Annotated in this window: 16 protein-coding genes and 1 pseudogene; 6 read left to right on the top strand and 11 right to left on the bottom strand. The window is 37.8% G+C overall.

The genetic code is table 11. The features are described 5' to 3' along the window. The first annotated feature begins 187 nt into the window (after window positions 1-187). Entirely contained in the window at window positions 188-1,387 is a 1,200-nt protein-coding gene (locus H5R88_RS05900; protein WP_182578375.1) for an IS110 family RNA-guided transposase, read from the top strand. Between the two features lie 214 nt (window positions 1,388-1,601). On the opposite strand, the gene msrB is transcribed toward H5R88_RS05900, so the two are convergent. From msrB to H5R88_RS05870, 6 genes are all read right to left on the bottom strand, one after another. Beyond that, window positions 1,602-2,030, bottom strand: a complete 429-nt coding sequence (gene msrB / locus H5R88_RS05895; RefSeq protein ID WP_182600501.1) for a peptide-methionine (R)-S-oxide reductase MsrB — start codon at window positions 2,028-2,030, stop codon at window positions 1,602-1,604. Between the two features lie 59 nt (window positions 2,031-2,089). Next, complete coding sequence (locus H5R88_RS05890) at window positions 2,090-3,058, bottom strand: zinc-binding dehydrogenase (RefSeq protein ID WP_182600500.1); 969 nt, start codon at window positions 3,056-3,058, stop codon at window positions 2,090-2,092. After that, on the bottom strand, window positions 3,055-3,693 hold the full coding sequence (locus H5R88_RS05885) for an ABC transporter permease (RefSeq protein ID WP_182577648.1): 639 nt from the start codon (window positions 3,691-3,693) through the stop codon (window positions 3,055-3,057). Before H5R88_RS05885 ends, H5R88_RS05890 begins: the two co-directional genes overlap by 4 nt. Then, window positions 3,686-4,456 carry an ABC transporter ATP-binding protein gene (locus tag H5R88_RS05880; RefSeq protein WP_182577647.1) on the bottom strand — a complete coding sequence of 257 codons (771 nt, stop codon included), beginning with the start codon at window positions 4,454-4,456 and terminating at the stop codon, window positions 3,686-3,688. The genes H5R88_RS05885 and H5R88_RS05880 overlap by 8 nt, the downstream gene beginning before the upstream one ends. Beyond that, window positions 4,431-5,096, bottom strand: coding sequence for an ABC transporter permease (locus tag H5R88_RS05875; protein ID WP_182600499.1), 666 nt, complete (start codon window positions 5,094-5,096; stop codon window positions 4,431-4,433). The genes H5R88_RS05880 and H5R88_RS05875 overlap by 26 nt, the downstream gene beginning before the upstream one ends. Window positions 5,097-5,160: 64 nt before the next feature. Further along, window positions 5,161-6,060, bottom strand: coding sequence for a glycine betaine ABC transporter substrate-binding protein (locus H5R88_RS05870; RefSeq protein WP_182600498.1), 900 nt, complete (start codon window positions 6,058-6,060; stop codon window positions 5,161-5,163). Window positions 6,061-6,208: 148 nt separating this feature from the next. On the opposite strand from H5R88_RS05870, the gene H5R88_RS05865 reads away from it, so the two are divergent. From H5R88_RS05865 to H5R88_RS09685, 3 genes are read left to right on the top strand one after another with little or no spacing between them, the layout of a single operon-like run. Further along, window positions 6,209-6,664 (top strand): Rrf2 family transcriptional regulator, encoded by a 456-nt coding sequence (locus H5R88_RS05865; RefSeq protein ID WP_182600497.1) that lies wholly within the window; start codon window positions 6,209-6,211, stop codon window positions 6,662-6,664. A 2-nt stretch (window positions 6,665-6,666) separates the two neighbouring features. Then, window positions 6,667-7,521, top strand: a complete 855-nt coding sequence (locus H5R88_RS05860) for an NmrA family NAD(P)-binding protein (RefSeq protein WP_182600496.1) — start codon at window positions 6,667-6,669, stop codon at window positions 7,519-7,521. 34 nt (window positions 7,522-7,555) lie between these two features. Continuing rightward, window positions 7,556-7,687: a hypothetical protein gene (locus tag H5R88_RS09685; RefSeq protein ID WP_003667147.1), complete on the top strand. Its 132-nt coding sequence runs from the start codon at window positions 7,556-7,558 to the stop codon at window positions 7,685-7,687. A 44-nt stretch (window positions 7,688-7,731) separates the two neighbouring features. Here H5R88_RS09685 and H5R88_RS05855 read toward each other — a convergent pair whose 3' ends face one another. Further along, window positions 7,732-8,922 (bottom strand): phosphopentomutase, encoded by a 1,191-nt coding sequence (locus H5R88_RS05855; protein WP_182600495.1) that lies wholly within the window; start codon window positions 8,920-8,922, stop codon window positions 7,732-7,734. Window positions 8,923-9,025: 103 nt separating this feature from the next. Here H5R88_RS05855 and H5R88_RS05850 point away from each other — a divergent pair. Next, window positions 9,026-10,585: pseudogene (locus H5R88_RS05850) on the top strand (HAD-IC family P-type ATPase). A gap of 48 nt (window positions 10,586-10,633) precedes the next feature. Here H5R88_RS05850 and H5R88_RS05845 read toward each other — a convergent pair. From H5R88_RS05845 to H5R88_RS05835, 3 genes are all read right to left on the bottom strand, one after another. Further along, complete coding sequence (locus tag H5R88_RS05845; protein WP_182586563.1) at window positions 10,634-11,368, bottom strand: M57 family metalloprotease; 735 nt, start codon at window positions 11,366-11,368, stop codon at window positions 10,634-10,636. A gap of 75 nt (window positions 11,369-11,443) precedes the next feature. Beyond that, window positions 11,444-12,148 carry a hypothetical protein gene (locus H5R88_RS05840; RefSeq protein ID WP_182600494.1) on the bottom strand — a complete coding sequence of 235 codons (705 nt, stop codon included), beginning with the start codon at window positions 12,146-12,148 and terminating at the stop codon, window positions 11,444-11,446. 109 nt (window positions 12,149-12,257) lie between these two features. Next, window positions 12,258-12,578: a membrane protein gene (locus tag H5R88_RS05835; protein WP_003667139.1), complete on the bottom strand. Its 321-nt coding sequence runs from the start codon at window positions 12,576-12,578 to the stop codon at window positions 12,258-12,260. A 285-nt stretch (window positions 12,579-12,863) separates the two neighbouring features. On the opposite strand from H5R88_RS05835, the gene H5R88_RS05830 reads away from it, so the two are divergent. Continuing rightward, entirely contained in the window at window positions 12,864-14,222 is a 1,359-nt protein-coding gene (locus H5R88_RS05830) for an FAD-dependent oxidoreductase (RefSeq protein ID WP_182600493.1), read from the top strand. 198 nt (window positions 14,223-14,420) lie between these two features. Here H5R88_RS05830 and H5R88_RS05825 read toward each other — a convergent pair whose 3' ends face one another. After that, window positions 14,421-14,699, bottom strand: coding sequence for a hypothetical protein (locus H5R88_RS05825; protein WP_019252848.1), 279 nt, complete (start codon window positions 14,697-14,699; stop codon window positions 14,421-14,423). Between the last annotated feature and the right edge of the window lie 65 nt (window positions 14,700-14,764).

The following is a 14,764-nucleotide window of genomic DNA, read 5'->3' as shown; positions in this document are numbered from 1 at the left end:
CTTTTTTGTTAAAGTAGGGGTGAAGTTGACATGTCGTACTTTTGTATGACGCTTGACGTCGGATTTAAAACTGGCAACTTCACAAGTCTATTCTTAATCTGCTCTTAGTCTGTTGGCTCTTAAGTCGTGTATTGAAAATTAGATTTAATAGACTTTTTGTGATTCTACTTCATTTGGAGATGATAAAATGCGTACTGTATTTGGGATTGATGTTAGTAAACATATAATTAACTTGGCAATTGTAGTTAATAAAGTAAAAGTTGATGAGTGTAAACTAACACTTGATCGTCCTGGATTAGATAATTTATTAAAGCTCCTTAAGGTCTTCCATCAACCTGAAGTGGTTTTTGAGGCGACCGGTATTTATTCTCGTACTCTTCAACACTTTCTTGATTGTAATGAGTTTAATTATACGATGCTTAACCCTTTAACTGCTAAAAAGCAACTCGATAGTTTACGTCCCTATAAAACTGATCGAGCTGACGCTCTTAACCTAGCTCAAACTAGTTTCATTATTCACCGCTCTTTATCTTATAAGCAGGCCCCAGTATATGAACAGTTACACGATCTTAGCCGCTTTTACCAAGAAGTAAGTCGAGATGTTGTTAACCATAAAAATCGGCTACATCGTGCCTTACAACTTACTTTCCCTCAATTGGAGTCATTATTTAGTAATACTAATAACGAGCTATATTGGGCAATTGTGATGCGTTTTTCCTGTCCTTCACAGGTTCTTAAAACTTCGTTTACTGATTTACGTTCGCTTATCCAGGATAGCACTAATAAAGTTATATCAACTAACCGCGCCACCTGTATTACCAAAAAGCTAATATCACTTGCTAAAGAAGCTTATCCGGTTGTTAATGACAATTCCTATGTTTACGAACAAATTCAGTACTTAACTAAACGCATCGTTGAGGAAGTCCATGAAAAAGATAAGATCATTTCAGAAATGCAACACGAAGCAGAAAATTTACCTGAATATGATTTACTATTAAGTATTCCTGGCTTTGGTGTACGAACCGTTACTTCTTTAATCGGTGAATTAGGTGATATTCGCCGCTTTCACAGTAGTAATGCACTTAATGCCTATATTGGAATTGATCTTAGACATTATGAATCGGGCAACTTCGTTGCTACCGATCATATTAGTAAACGTGGTGACGCAGTCGCTCGTAAAATTCTATTTAGATCCATCCAAAATATTGCGGTCGCTAGTCACTTTCATCCTAATCATATTAACGACTTTTATCAGAAAAGGAAAAGGCAATCTTCTCAGCCAGGGACTAAGAAAATTGCCATTGCCGCGATACATCGCCTTCTCAGAACGATTTATCATCTTGTAAAATACAATCAATCTTATAATTATCAAATAGCCAAAGCATAATTTAGGATTGATTCTTACTATTATTCTACAACCCATGAAAAATAAATCTAGTTCATGAGTTTATTTTGTTATACCTTAAATTCCCTTTTTAAACTACCTTAACTATCTAAATAGTTTTTTCTTAAATTAATCTCAAAGAAACACCTTAATATACTTGACTATTCGTAGAAAACAAAAATGAGGATAGGAGAAATTTTCTTCCATCCTCATTTTTCTATTTATCAAATAAACTCAAATACTCACCATAGCCTTCTTCCTGCATCTTTTCAACTGGAACAAACTGCAAGGCTGCTGAATTAATGCAATAGCGCAACCCTCCTTGATCCGTTGGGCCATCAGTAAAGACATGCCCGAGATGCGAATCAGCTTCCTTACTTCTTACCTCAGTCCGCTCCATTCCAAATGATTGATCGCGCTTTTCTGTAAGAACACGCTTCTTAATTGGTTTAGTAAATGCTGGCCAGCCGCACCCTGCATCGTATTTATCTAATGATGAAAACAATGGTTCACCACTAACAACATCAACATAAATGCCCGGTTCATCAAATCGATCATATTTCCCACTATATGGTTTTTCAGTAGCGCCCATTTGAGTCACGGCATATTGCATTGGTGTTAATTTTCTTAATTTATTCTTATCCATTGAGCACCCTCCTCAGTTCCGCTACCTACTTTGATTATACGAATTCTCAGTGAATACTACTAATTTCTTGCCCATTTATTTAATACAACGACTTTTCCAAGGCCATTTGTACTTTCAAGATACTCATGTGCCTGGGGAAGCTGATCTAAATGAAAAACTCTGCTTGGCGTTACATCGATGTCTTTTTCGACAATTAGCGCTAAAAGTTGGTTTAACTTTTCCTCATCAACATTTCCAGAATAAAAACTTGTTAAATACGAATTAGGAGCTAAATCAGTTATTGGGTCAAAGTTTTCAAGATACCATTGATTCCCCAGTTGACCGCTACTACATACAATGCCTTTTTCTCTAAGATGCTTAAAACTATCTTTTATTGTTACTGGACCAACTAATTCAAAAATTTTAGTAAATACTTGGTCAGTTACTAGTTTTCTATTTTTCTCAAGTACAATATGATCAAAGCCAGCATTCAAAAGTTGTTGTTCTTTTTCTACATGACGTGAAGAACCGACTACAGTAATCCCTGGATAAAGCGCTTTGGCAAGCTTAAGAAACGCAATCCCGACACCACTACTTGCACCACGAACTAAAACGTTATCTTTTTCAGTGAGTTGTAAATTTAACAATGATCCATAAGCCGTATAGTAAGTCTCTGGGACAGCCGCTAAATCTGCCCAATCTAAGCTTGTGTGGACTGGATAAATTTGTTCATTCGGTAATAATACGTATTCAGCATAAGAGCCATCAAAAGCCCGTCCCATTTCACCCATGATTGAAATAACTTTCTGTCCTTGGGGTAATCTTTTAGGGTCAGTAGTTTCTTCAATTATTCCTACACATTCAATTCCTAATATCCGCGGAAATTTAACAGATGGTGATAACCCCTTACGCGTAAAGATTTCTGAATGATTTATTCCGAATCCCATCACTTTTACCAAAGACCAACCATTTTTTACTTCTGGACGTGGCACATCCTTATAGATTAACTGTTCAGGGTCACCAGCTTTTTCAATTACCACTGCTTTCATTTATCCAATACTCCTTTCCAACGATGCAACAATATCCACGAAATCAATTGAACAATTCCTGCGCACACTAACGTCAAAGCCATTGTTAAAACTGTTCCCCACAAAATTGGCACTACCTGTTGCCCCTGCAGTCCTTCAAACAATAATTGACCAAGGCCACCAGCATTGATCGTTGCTGCAATAGTTGCCATTGCCATTGTCGAGGCTAGTGCCACTTGGATTCCACTGAAAATTGCCGGTAACGCTAGCGGTAATTGAATTTGGCGAAAAACCTGTTGAGATGTCATCCCCATTCCAACACCAACTTCAATTAATTGGGGATCAACTCCACGGATTCCCGTAATAAAGGAACGTAATAGGACATATTCAGAGTAGATCGTTAAAACAATAATTGCGGTCTTCATGCCCAATCCAGAAATCGGTAAAAGTAAGGCAAAAAATGCAAAACTTGGGATTGAATATAAGAGCGAAAAGAAATAGATCAAACTATTAAGCCATTTTTCACGCCGCAAGAACAATAAGATTATTACAACTGCAATTACTAAGGCAATTACCAGTGAGGAAAGAACCATTGTTGCATGTTGCTGCATATCATCAAGCATTGTTGGCCAATTTTCATTCCAATATTCAATCATATTGTCGCCTCCACAAATCTTGGTTCTGTCGAATCGTTCCTAACAGTTTCTCAACAAATTCAGTTGCTGGATGACAAACAATTTCTTCCGGAGTGGCAAATTGGACAATTTGTCCTTCATGCATAATCATTACTCGTTGTCCTAAAAATAAAGCTTCGTTAATATCATGAGTTACAAACATAAATGTTTTGTCCCCCAATGATTCATGAATCTTTTTCACTTCTCGTTGCAATTCCATTCTTGTTAAAGCATCCAGTGCGCCAAAAGGTTCATCAAATAATACATACGGCGGATTAGTTGCTAATGCCCTTGCTACTCCCACTCGCTGTTGCTGGCCACCAGATAATTGTTGGGGATAGCGGTTTATATATTCAGCGGGATTTAGTTGAACAAGGTTTAGCAATTCAGTAACACGGCTATTAATTGCTTCCTTATCCCAATGAAGCATCTTAGGTACAACTGCAATATTTTGCCCAATTGTCATATGAGGAAATAATCCTATCTGTTGAACAACATATCCCATGTGACGACGCAATTCGACCAGATTTAGTTTCTTAAGTTTGTGTCCATCAATTAATATTTCACCAGCACTCGGCGATATCAACCCATTAATCATTTTCAAGGTAGTAGTTTTCCCTGAACCAGATGAACCAAGAATCGTGATAAATTCACCCTTGTTGACCGTAAAATTGAGATCAGGAATCACCGTTTGATCGTTAAAACACTTTTCAACATGTTTAAATTGAATAATTGGTTCTGTCATGCTTTTGTACCTTTCTAATTAAAAAATCAAAGCTAATCATTGCCAGTAAGGATAAAATAGCAACACTTACTGCGCCAATTACCACATAACTCATATCGTATAAGCCTAAGCCAGTAAATATTAGGGTTCCCAATCCACCAGCACCAATGTAAGTAGCTAAGGTTGCACTAGCAATAGTTTCAACCAATGCTAGTTTTATTCCGTTTAAAATATAAGGCAACGCAAGGGGAATCTCTATTTGTCGGCGTAACTGACGCTGATCCATTCCGAGGGCTTTTCCCACTTCCTTATATAACGGACTTACTTCATTAAAGCCGAGAATTGTATTTATTAGCAACGGCGGAAGCGCTAAAACAATCAAAGCAATTAATGCGGGTACAACCCCCGTTCCAATAAATGGAATTAATAAAAACAGTAATGCCAAACTAGGAATGATTCGTAACAATTGAGCAAATATCACACAAAATTGAGCAACTGGTTTTATTTGCGAACCAATATATCCTAATGGCAGTGCAATGATCATTGAAATCACTAGCGTTACAACGGTAAGAACTATATGCTGACCAACATATTGCCAATATTGTCCGCTGTTTGTTTGAAAATATTGAATTATTTGCCCGAACAAGCTACCACTCCCCATCTATTACCTATAACGAAGGAGCAAATATCTAGCAATAAAAACTAGTTATCTGCCCCTTTGGTACTTATTTCATATTTTGATTATACCAATTTTTAGCAACGGTCCTATAATTCTGTCCGTCAACGTTAACTTTTTTATTTAGATCTGTTAATTGTTTAGTTGTTAACTTCGCATCAACTTTATTTAAGGCTTGTTCCATTTTGGGATGACTTTTGACAGCCTTTTTATTTACTACTGGTACTAAATTATATGGCGGCCAGATATTCTTATTATCCTTTAGTAAAGTAAACTTACTTGTTGCCAATTGACCATCGGTTGTTGAAACCGGAGCTGCTTGTGCTTTTCCTTGTTCCATAATCTTATAGAGTAAATTTACGTCATAGTCTTTAATTGACTTAAAATCAAACTTACCATAAACCTTATCCATTTCTGGAAGGGCATCAGCACGTTTTTCGAACTCACCCTGTGAAGCAAAGTTAATCTTCTTTGCATTCTTTTGCAGTTCACTTAAATTGGTAATATGGTACTTCTTCGCATCCTTAGTTGGCATTGCTACACCTTGGCGATTATCACCTGGTGCGTACTTAAATGTCGTTAAGCCGTCTTTTTGAATACCATCATGTGCTAATTTTGCCATTTGACTAGCACTCTTGCCGGTTCCCTTCTTTTTAAGGTATGTCTCTACAATTGTTCCCGTATAATCAGGATAAACATCAACTTCGCCTTTTTGCGTTGCACTAAAAATCACATTATTTGAAATATTGGGTTTCCGAGTAACCTTATAGCCCTCATGTTCAAGTGCAAGCGCATAAATTTCACTGACAGTCTTACTTTCCGAGACGTTTTTTGACCCCACAATAATTGGTTTATTGCTGGCCGCACTTGCTACCGCTGGCATAATAGTACCTGTTAGTAAACCAGCAATGCTTAATAATGAAAGAGCAACGATTTTCTTAAATCTCATTTATTTTCTCCTTATTTGTAACTAAATAAGTTTCAATTAATAAAATAATACTATATCTATCAAAAATGATTGTCAAGAAAACCGCTAATTCATTCCCTTGACATCATGTAACTGCATAAATTACAATCTTTATCAAAGGAATGATAATATGAAAATTTCAACCCGTTTTAGTGATAGCATCCATATTCTTGCTTTCATTAATATTTATCAAGGAGTTATCCCCTTAACAAGTAATAATATTGCCAGCAGCATTGAAACTTCACCAGTTGTCGTCCGACGTTTGATGAGTGCGCTCAATAAAGCTGGATTAATCAATACTGTCCACGGGGCAGCAGATCCAGTGCTTGCAAAATCACCCGAAAACATCTCACTCTATGATATTTTTCTTGCGATCGAAGGAGATGCTCACCTATTTACGATTGATGAACGAACAAATCCACAATGCATCGTTGGCGGAAATATTCAAGAGACACTTAACGGATTTTACCAGCAAGCAGAAACAGCGGCGAAAGCTAAACTTGCAAGAACCAGTTTACAAGATGTAATCGACACTATTCGCGTTAAACAAGCAATAAAAGATGCTGAAAAAGAAAGAAGGAACTAATAATGAAGTATATGGTTACTGGTGCAACCGGGCACCTTGGTCAACACGTTGTTAAGCAATTAAGCAAACTTACATCTTCAGATAACATCCGCGTCGGCGTTCACAATCCTGCCAAAGCTTCCCAATTCAAAGATGTCGGATATGAAATTGCCGCAATTGACTATCATGACGTCGCTAAGATGACGGCAGCTTTTAGCGGAATCGATGTTGTTATCTACATTCCAAGCATCACTTACCTAGTTAAGGATCGAATTGATGAATTTGAAAACTCATTAACCGCAATGTTTAAGGCCGATGTTCATAATTTAGTTGATGTTAGTTTTATTGCAGATCAATATAATAACCCATTCCAAATGGCTGGTTACTACGCATACTTACCTGCCCGACTTGCCAGTTCCGGCCTTAAATATGCTGTTGTTAAAAATTCGCTATATGCTGACCCCCTCGTTCCTTACCTTCCAGAATTAATCGAACGACACAACATCATTTACCCAGTCGGTGACCAGGCAATGAGTTTTATTTCCCGTCAAGATAGTGCTGAAGCTATCGCCAAGGTAGCAGTCAAACCATACTTGCGAGATAAGGGTCAAAATTATCTCCTTACCATGAGCAAGAATTATACAATGCCAGAACTTAGTTATATTATGACTAATGTTACGGGTGAAAGAATCGGCTATGACCCTGTTACTATAAAAAAATTTGCTGAAATTTACGCTGCTGAGGGTGACGGAAACGAACTTGCTTCTATGTACCAAGCAGCTGCAATGGGATTGATGAACCACGTTACTGACGATTTTGCGCATATCACTGGACATCAACCAACAGATATGAAAGAATTCCTTATAAAAAACTACTAAGCGCTTAAGTAAATTTTGAAAGGGTGTCTTTTCTATGTTTACTCTTCCCCTTGGTATTGGACAAATTCATGCAATGCACGAATTATTTAAAACAAACCCACGTCTTGCTGCCCTTGTCCTTCTTTTGATTATGGGAATTGCTATTTACTATAAATTTCATCGTTAAAATAGATAAAAGAGGATGGAAAATCAGAATTTTTCCATCCTCTTTTATTGATATGCAGAAAATAATTCTTTTAAAAAACTATTACCAACCGGCAACTTATTTTCTAAGTCATAATTATCAAGAATTGTTGCACCAATATCGCTAAAACTTCTGCCACCGAGAGAAACATTTTGTTTAATTTGCGGGGATGTTATAAGTAACGGCACATATTCACGAGTATGTTTTTCACCTGGATAAGTAGGGTCATTTCCAAAGTTCCCCGTCACGATTAGTAAATCATCACTTTGCAGTTTATCGATAATTTTTGTAAGCTCTTGATCAATTCGCATTAATTCCGTTCCAAAGCCTTCAGGATTACGCGCTTTACCAAATCGCTCTATCTCTCCTACTTCTGCTATACAAACACCTGTAAATTTTTTACCGATCAGCTCTTGTAACTGAACAAAACTCTCTTTATTATTCCAGGTTATTTCATTACGAGCCAAATCAAAGAACTGGGTGCTTCTCCCGATTAATTTCACCGCATAGCCTTCTTTCAAGAGACAATCAATAACCGTTGGACTCGATGGAGCTAAAGGAAATTTATAAAGTTCTTGGGGATAAAAATTAGCCGGCCGGTTTCCACTAAAAAGAAGGCCATTTACATTTTCAATAGTATACGGAGAGTTATCGAGCATTGTTCGCAAAATCTGACAATCTTCTTTTAATTCGGCAACCGAAATAGTATGTTCATGGGCAATTAACCAAACACTCGAAGAAGTAGCCGTTGCTAATAATAGACCGCCTGTGGCCAATTGTTCACGACCATAATTTCTCAATGCCGTGCGGATATTCATTAAGGAATTACTTAAAAGAGGACGCTTTGCTTTTCGTGCAAAATTAGTTGCTATTTCCAGCGGTACGCCAGTAATAAAAACATCAGATTCAGCTGTAGTTGCCAAGCCCATCATCTCCCACTGACTTTCACGATCACTCAGGCCTGTTGAGATTGAACTCATTTGCCCGTAAGCCGCAGACGGATTTTCAAGCGAAGGCATCCCCATAATCGGGTGCAAGTTCCCAAGACCCATTTTCTGAAGAGTCGGTAGTTGTAGCCGTATTCGAAAATGCTCCCCAAGATGGCCTAGCGTATCAGCCCCTAAACTTTCAAAATGATTTGCGTCTGCAGTTGCCCCAATTCCTAATGAATCAATTATCAATACAAAAATTCGTTGATAAGATTGTCCATTTTGCATTATTTTCCACCAGTTTCCTTAATATTTCTATTTTTTATTATATCACTGCATAAAAAACCTATAGTTAAAGTGTAAAAAGTATTAGAAACTAAGCGGGGGTATTATGAAGAAATTATCTAATAAGCAAAAATTAATCATCATCTTAGTAATCGCAGCAATTGCAGTTATCCTCCAATTTGGATTCCACTTACACCTCTTTGCACAAATTTTAGTTACAGTCGTTGGGGCAATTGTTGCTTTTTCAATGTTTATTGGCATGATCAAACTATCCGTAGTGGTAAATATGGCGTTGATCTGCTTGCTATTATGGCCGTCATCGCAACGCTAGCCGTTAGCGAATACTGGGCAGCCATGGTTATTCTTGTAATGTTAACCGGAGGAGATGCCTTAGAAGATTATGCCGCTAAAAAAGCAAGTACTGAATTAAAAGCATTACTTAATAATTCACCACAAACGGCGCATTTAATCACTAATGGTAAAACCAGTGATACTCCAGTTAACGATGTCAAAGTTGGCGAACAACTCATCGTTAAGCCCGGAGAATTAGTACCAGTCGATGGAATTATTAAAAACGGTGAAGGATTGATTGATGAATCGTCATTAACTGGTGAATCACGGCCAGTTTTAAAAGCTGCTGGTGATGAAGTGATGTCAGGATCAGTTAATGGTGATAATGCTGTTGCTTTACAGGTCACCAAACTAGCCAAGGATAGTCAATATCAGCAACTTGTGAAATTGGTTAAAGAAGCTGAATCAACTCCTGCCCACTTTGTTCGCCTAGCTGACCGATATGCCGTGCCTTTTACGATTATGGCCATTGTCATCTCTTCACTCGCATGGGTACTTTCTGGTCGTCCTGAACGATTCGCGGAGGTTCTCGTTGTCGCTTCTCCATGTCCACTAATCCTTGCGGCTCCTGTGGCAATGGTTTCTGGAATGAGCCGAGCTTCACGAAATGGAATTGTTGTCAAAACAGGGAGTGTGCTGGAAAAACTAGCAGTTGCTAAAACTGGTGCATTTGATAAAACTGGAACTATTACAAGTGGTCAATTGACCGTTGATAAAATCTTACCAACAGGAAAAATCGATTCAGCTCAGCTCCTCCATTATGCAGCAAGCGCCGAACAACAATCATCACATATCCTAGCACGCTCACTGCTTTCTTACGCCACTGCGTATAACATTCCCTCTAATGTTAACGGGAGACCAAGCTGTTATTGCAGATAAAGTTGCTCAACAAGTAGGGATCACCCAAGTTAAAGCCGACCTTCTTCCACAAGATAAAATCAATGCACTTAAAGCCATTCCAACAAATGAACACCCTGTCTTCATGGTTGGCGATGGCGTAAATGACGCACCTTCTCTTGTGACAGCTGATGTTGGAATTGCAATGGGGGCTCACGGATCAACTGCTGCTAGTGAATCCGCTGCAGTTGTCATCCTAAAAGACGACCTTTCGCGAGTCGCAAAAGCCGTTAGCATTTCTCAGGAAACTCTGCGAATCGCAAAACAAGCGGTCCTAATCGGAATTGCAATCTGTACTATCCTAATGCTTATTGCTAGTACCGGAATTATTCCAGCCTTTTTCGGCGCCATGTTACAAGAAATAATTGATACTGTTTCTATCCTGTGGGCACTAAAAGCGCAGAAAATGATAGACTAAATATAATAACGAGGCTGAAAGAAATTCATTTCTTCAGTCTCGCTATTTTTATTTATTATTAGCATATAGTTTTTGTACCGCTTGCACATCATCTGGTTGAATCGTATAGAATGATCCAGCAGGCTGCATTACCGAAACAGCATTGGTATGATCAAGTCCAATCGCATGTCCCAGTTCGTGTTCGGCTGTATTAACAATTCGTTCCTGACTATAGCCATAGCTTGGGTCAGTTAAATAATATGTATTTAAATACACCGTTGCATGCATAAATCTTCTTGTCAACGAATTTGAGGACGTCTTCGTTAACCCAGCAGCATTTGAATCAGAGCGGTTCATCGTCGTTACAACAATATCCGCTTTGCTTTGATTGTTTACTGGTTTGAATGTAAATGCCCCGGTTTGATTCCAGTTTTGAATTGCTGTATTAGTAGCTGCATCAAGTTGAGCATTATTTGTATTTACATAAACCGTTGCTTGATTAGTCGCCCATCGTCCAGTAGACGGAATCGAAGTTTGTGTACTCGTTTGTTGTTCTGTCGTTGGTTCTTGTTCATTTTTAGAAGAACCGTTATTTGCATCGTTTAAGTGCAGATTAGAATTATCGTTTGAATTTGTATCGTCTTTGCCAATTAACTTAGCAATACGATCACGAACGTTCCATGCAGTTTGGTTTGCAGTTGCTTGAACCCGTGCATCATTGAAATAAAGCCATCCTCCACCTACTAAAAGTCCTATTATAAATATCCGCTTAAGCAGTCGAAAAATGAAATTTATCTCGTTCACCTTCTTTCAACTGTTACTAATTATAAAAAGTCAATCGGGATAAATCATGAACTAAATTTTAAGTTTTGGTAACGATCATCGATAATTTAATTCACGCTCTAAATCGCGAGCATAAAATTTCAAGATTTGTTCAATCGCTATCACATCATTTTGGGCTTGATGGTATTTAACCCGGGGAAGATGCAACAAACGGCACATCTTTTCCAGACTGATCCCACTTTTACTTTTCCATACTTCTTTAGCAACTAATTTTTCCAGATCTAACGACTGAATTGTGCGCCAAGGGCGATCCTCTTTCCTAATCTTTAATCGATTTGCTTCATAATTCAACGATTCAAAGTCAGTTCCATTATCCCAACTCACAATATAGTCAGGGCGTTCTACCGCAATGAAATGAAAAATCCGGTTAAAAATCTGTCTAACCTCATATTCATTTACTTCCGAAATGCGAAGGTCATATTGTCGTAAAAAAGCCAATTGCCGCTCAGCAGACATATTCTGAGCATAGAGGTAGTAATTAAAGCTGCTTTGTGTTTCAAACATTCTCCCTGCAATCTGGGCAACTCCATTTCGATGCTTCTGCTGATCTTGAAAAAACTCAAGGTCCAAAATAAGAAATCGTGCTTGACTATTTAATCGTTGACGCAATTGATCAAAGTTTTTAATGGCTGGCGCTTTCTGAGCCTCTTTGTTCCTTTCAACCGGCAACGACTGTAAAATCATCTCTGTCACCGGCGCAAAAGAACTAAAGTGAACTACTGGCATCCCATCTTTTAGCATCTCTACTCACCTCTAAACATATGTTCGATTAATTATATCATAGAGTTGAGAATTAGCGTATAAAAAATAGGATTGGAGAAAATCTCATTTTCTCTCAATCCTATTTTTCCTAATGTAAACATGTGATAAAGGTGATTAAGCCAAAAATAATGCCAGGGAAATTTGCCCAGAAGACTGGCCAATCACGTTGTTGTTTGAAGTAAGCATAAATGCACCATAACGTACAGTTAAGCGCTGCCACTAATGGTTGTAAAGGAGCACCATAATTTCCTGCCAAATTATTCTTAATCTGTGAAATGTAAGATACATACATCAAAATAGCTACAACTGTTGCAACTTTACTCAAGATGTCGATAAACTTGGTCTCTTGAATAACTGGTTTCTTTTCATTTACTTTTTTGGGGTGTTCTACTAAATGCGCAGCTTTCATTATAATCTCTCCTCAATCAAAACTATTTGTAAATCAGTAAAACGTTTTATTTCGATAGCACACTCTTTATGATCAATAATGTACAATATTTTATCAAATACGTTTTTTTAATATACAAGTTCTGACTGCAGTTGGGACTAATATATTTACGATATCATCCTAACACTTTGTTCAGTAAAATGCAAACTGCACATTTGTCTCATTTAAGCGTTTTAAGTGACAAAGCGTTTATTCTTAGTATAATTTCAAAGTATGTAAAATGATTTCAACTTTGGAGGCTTTTTAATGGAAACAGTCAAGAATATTATTATCGGGTTTGGCAAGGGCGGAAAAACGCTTGCGAAGTTTCTCGCTCAACATGGGGAACAAGTGCTTATTATTGAAAAATCGAAGCAAATGTACGGGGGAACCTGCATTAATATTGCTTGCCTTCCCTCCAAACGGCTAATTATTGAAGCTGCTCATGGAACCTCATTTGAAGACGCAATCGATGGAAAAAATGTGATGACATCCCAACTTCGGCAAAAAAATTATCAAATGTTAGCAAGTGAAGATCATATCACTGTTTTAGATGGAACCGCTCATTTTACTGGTAACCACACGATTGATGTGCAAACTCCAGATGGGCAAACGCTTTCCTACAAGGGCGAACGTATTTTCATCAATACTGGTGCAACACCAACCATCCCTGACATTCCTGGATTGAAGGATAGTCCATTTCTTATGAATTCTACCCAAGCAATGGACCAGCCTAAGTTGCCACGTGAACTTGTGATTATCGGTGGCGGTTATATTGGTCTAGAATTTGCAAATATGTTTACTTCCTTTGGTTCACACGTCACAGTTCTTGATCACCATAAGACTTTACTACCACGTGAAGATGATGATGTAGCTGAAATGGTAATTCAAAACTTTAGGGATAACGGAGTTCGTTTTGAAGTTGGGGCTGATATTAAAGCAATTAGCGAACAAGATGAGCAAGCTGCGATTACTTTTGCCAGAGCAGACAATCGTGAAACAACCATTTTTGCCGATAAGATTTTAGTGGCAACCGGACGAAAACCCGCAACGGCAGGTCTTGATTTGCAAAACACAGATATCAAGGTTGCTCAAAACGGGGCAATTGTTGTCGATGACCTCCTCCATACTAGTGTTCCGAATGTGTGGGCACTCGGGGATGTTAAAGGCGGTCCCCAATTCACTTACATTTCCCTTGATGACTTCCGGATTATTAAAGAAGAATTATTCGGTAATAAGGAACGGCGAGTTAGTGATCGCTTAATCGTCCCAACCAATGTCTTTATTGAACCTTCCCTTGCGCAAGTTGGCTTAACAGAAAAAGAAGCACAAAAACAAGGGAAAAATTACCTTCTCTTTAAAATGCCTGTTACTGCAATTCCAAAAGCAAAAGTACTGAAGGATACCCGTGGACTGCTTAAAGTACTAGTAGATCCCCAAACAAACTTAATTATTGGCGCTACCCTTTACGTCCAGGAAGCACAAGAAATTATCAACATGATTGTGCTTGCAATGCGGGCAAAGCTTCCCTATCAAATGCTTCGTGACCAAATCTATACTCACCCAACAATCAGCGAAGCATTCAATGATTTATTTAAGCAACCAGTAAATAAAAGTGACCAATAAAAAATGAACGTGGGAAATAATCTTCTCAACAAGGCGGTACTCTAAGCTAGAACGGTAATTAGTACAAGTATAGGATTAGCGTTCGTACTTAAATTCGAGCCTTGTGGCAACGCAAAGCTAATGCCCTGTTATTTTGATATTATTCGTAAAAATAGTTGAGACTGAGAGAAAAGTTTTATTTTCTCTCAGTCTCATTTTTTACAGCTTATTATCAAGACGATCAATTAGTTTGGAAATATGATTATTAAGTTGATCAATCGTGTCCTTTTGTTCATCGATATGTTCTTGTTGTCGCTCAATGGTATCACGTAATTCATCTTTTTTGCTTTGCTTATTCTTCTTTTGACTCTTCTTTAAGGACTTTACTAATGCCCCCATTGTATTGACGTCAAATTCATTTAATAAGCCAGCTAACTCATCTAATTTAACATCCCGAACTGAGCGCTTATCACTAGTTTTTACCTTTCCTTTTGCCATAATCTTCATCTTCTTTCTACTTCTTCAATTATAGAAGATTTGGTAAAAAATAAAAGTAATATGGT

It is taken from the genome of Limosilactobacillus agrestis (assembly GCF_014145585.1).
Lineage (GTDB): Bacteria > Bacillota > Bacilli > Lactobacillales > Lactobacillaceae > Limosilactobacillus > Limosilactobacillus agrestis.
Note: the sequence above shows the minus strand (reverse complement) of the source record. Positions and strands in the feature narration are given on the sequence as shown.

Bases quoted from the DNA above. Each gene is read 5' to 3' on its own strand.
- H5R88_RS05870 (WP_182600498.1), bottom strand. From the start codon at position 6,060: ATGAGATTTAAGAAAATCGTTGCTCTTTCATTATTAAGCATTGCTGGT.
- H5R88_RS05865 (WP_182600497.1), top strand. From the start codon at position 6,209: ATGAAAATTTCAACCCGTTTTAGTGATAGCATCCATATTCTTGCTTTC.
- H5R88_RS05835 (WP_003667139.1), bottom strand. From the start codon at position 12,578: ATGAAAGCTGCGCATTTAGTAGAACACCCCAAAAAAGTAAATGAAAAG.
- H5R88_RS05830 (WP_182600493.1), top strand. From the start codon at position 12,864: ATGGAAACAGTCAAGAATATTATTATCGGGTTTGGCAAGGGCGGAAAA.
- H5R88_RS05900 (WP_182578375.1), top strand. From the start codon at position 188: ATGCGTACTGTATTTGGGATTGATGTTAGTAAACATATAATTAACTTG.
- H5R88_RS05880 (WP_182577647.1), bottom strand. From the start codon at position 4,456: ATGACAGAACCAATTATTCAATTTAAACATGTTGAAAAGTGTTTTAAC.
- msrB (WP_182600501.1), bottom strand. From the start codon at position 2,030: ATGGATAAGAATAAATTAAGAAAATTAACACCAATGCAATATGCCGTG.
- H5R88_RS09685 (WP_003667147.1), top strand. From the start codon at position 7,556: ATGTTTACTCTTCCCCTTGGTATTGGACAAATTCATGCAATGCACGAA.
- H5R88_RS05885 (WP_182577648.1), bottom strand. From the start codon at position 3,693: ATGATTGAATATTGGAATGAAAATTGGCCAACAATGCTTGATGATATG.
- H5R88_RS05825 (WP_019252848.1), bottom strand. From the start codon at position 14,699: ATGGCAAAAGGAAAGGTAAAAACTAGTGATAAGCGCTCAGTTCGGGAT.
- H5R88_RS05875 (WP_182600499.1), bottom strand. From the start codon at position 5,096: ATGGGGAGTGGTAGCTTGTTCGGGCAAATAATTCAATATTTTCAAACA.
- H5R88_RS05840 (WP_182600494.1), bottom strand. From the start codon at position 12,148: ATGCTAAAAGATGGGATGCCAGTAGTTCACTTTAGTTCTTTTGCGCCG.
- H5R88_RS05860 (WP_182600496.1), top strand. From the start codon at position 6,667: ATGAAGTATATGGTTACTGGTGCAACCGGGCACCTTGGTCAACACGTT.
- H5R88_RS05890 (WP_182600500.1), bottom strand. From the start codon at position 3,058: ATGAAAGCAGTGGTAATTGAAAAAGCTGGTGACCCTGAACAGTTAATC.
- H5R88_RS05855 (WP_182600495.1), bottom strand. From the start codon at position 8,922: ATGCAAAATGGACAATCTTATCAACGAATTTTTGTATTGATAATTGAT.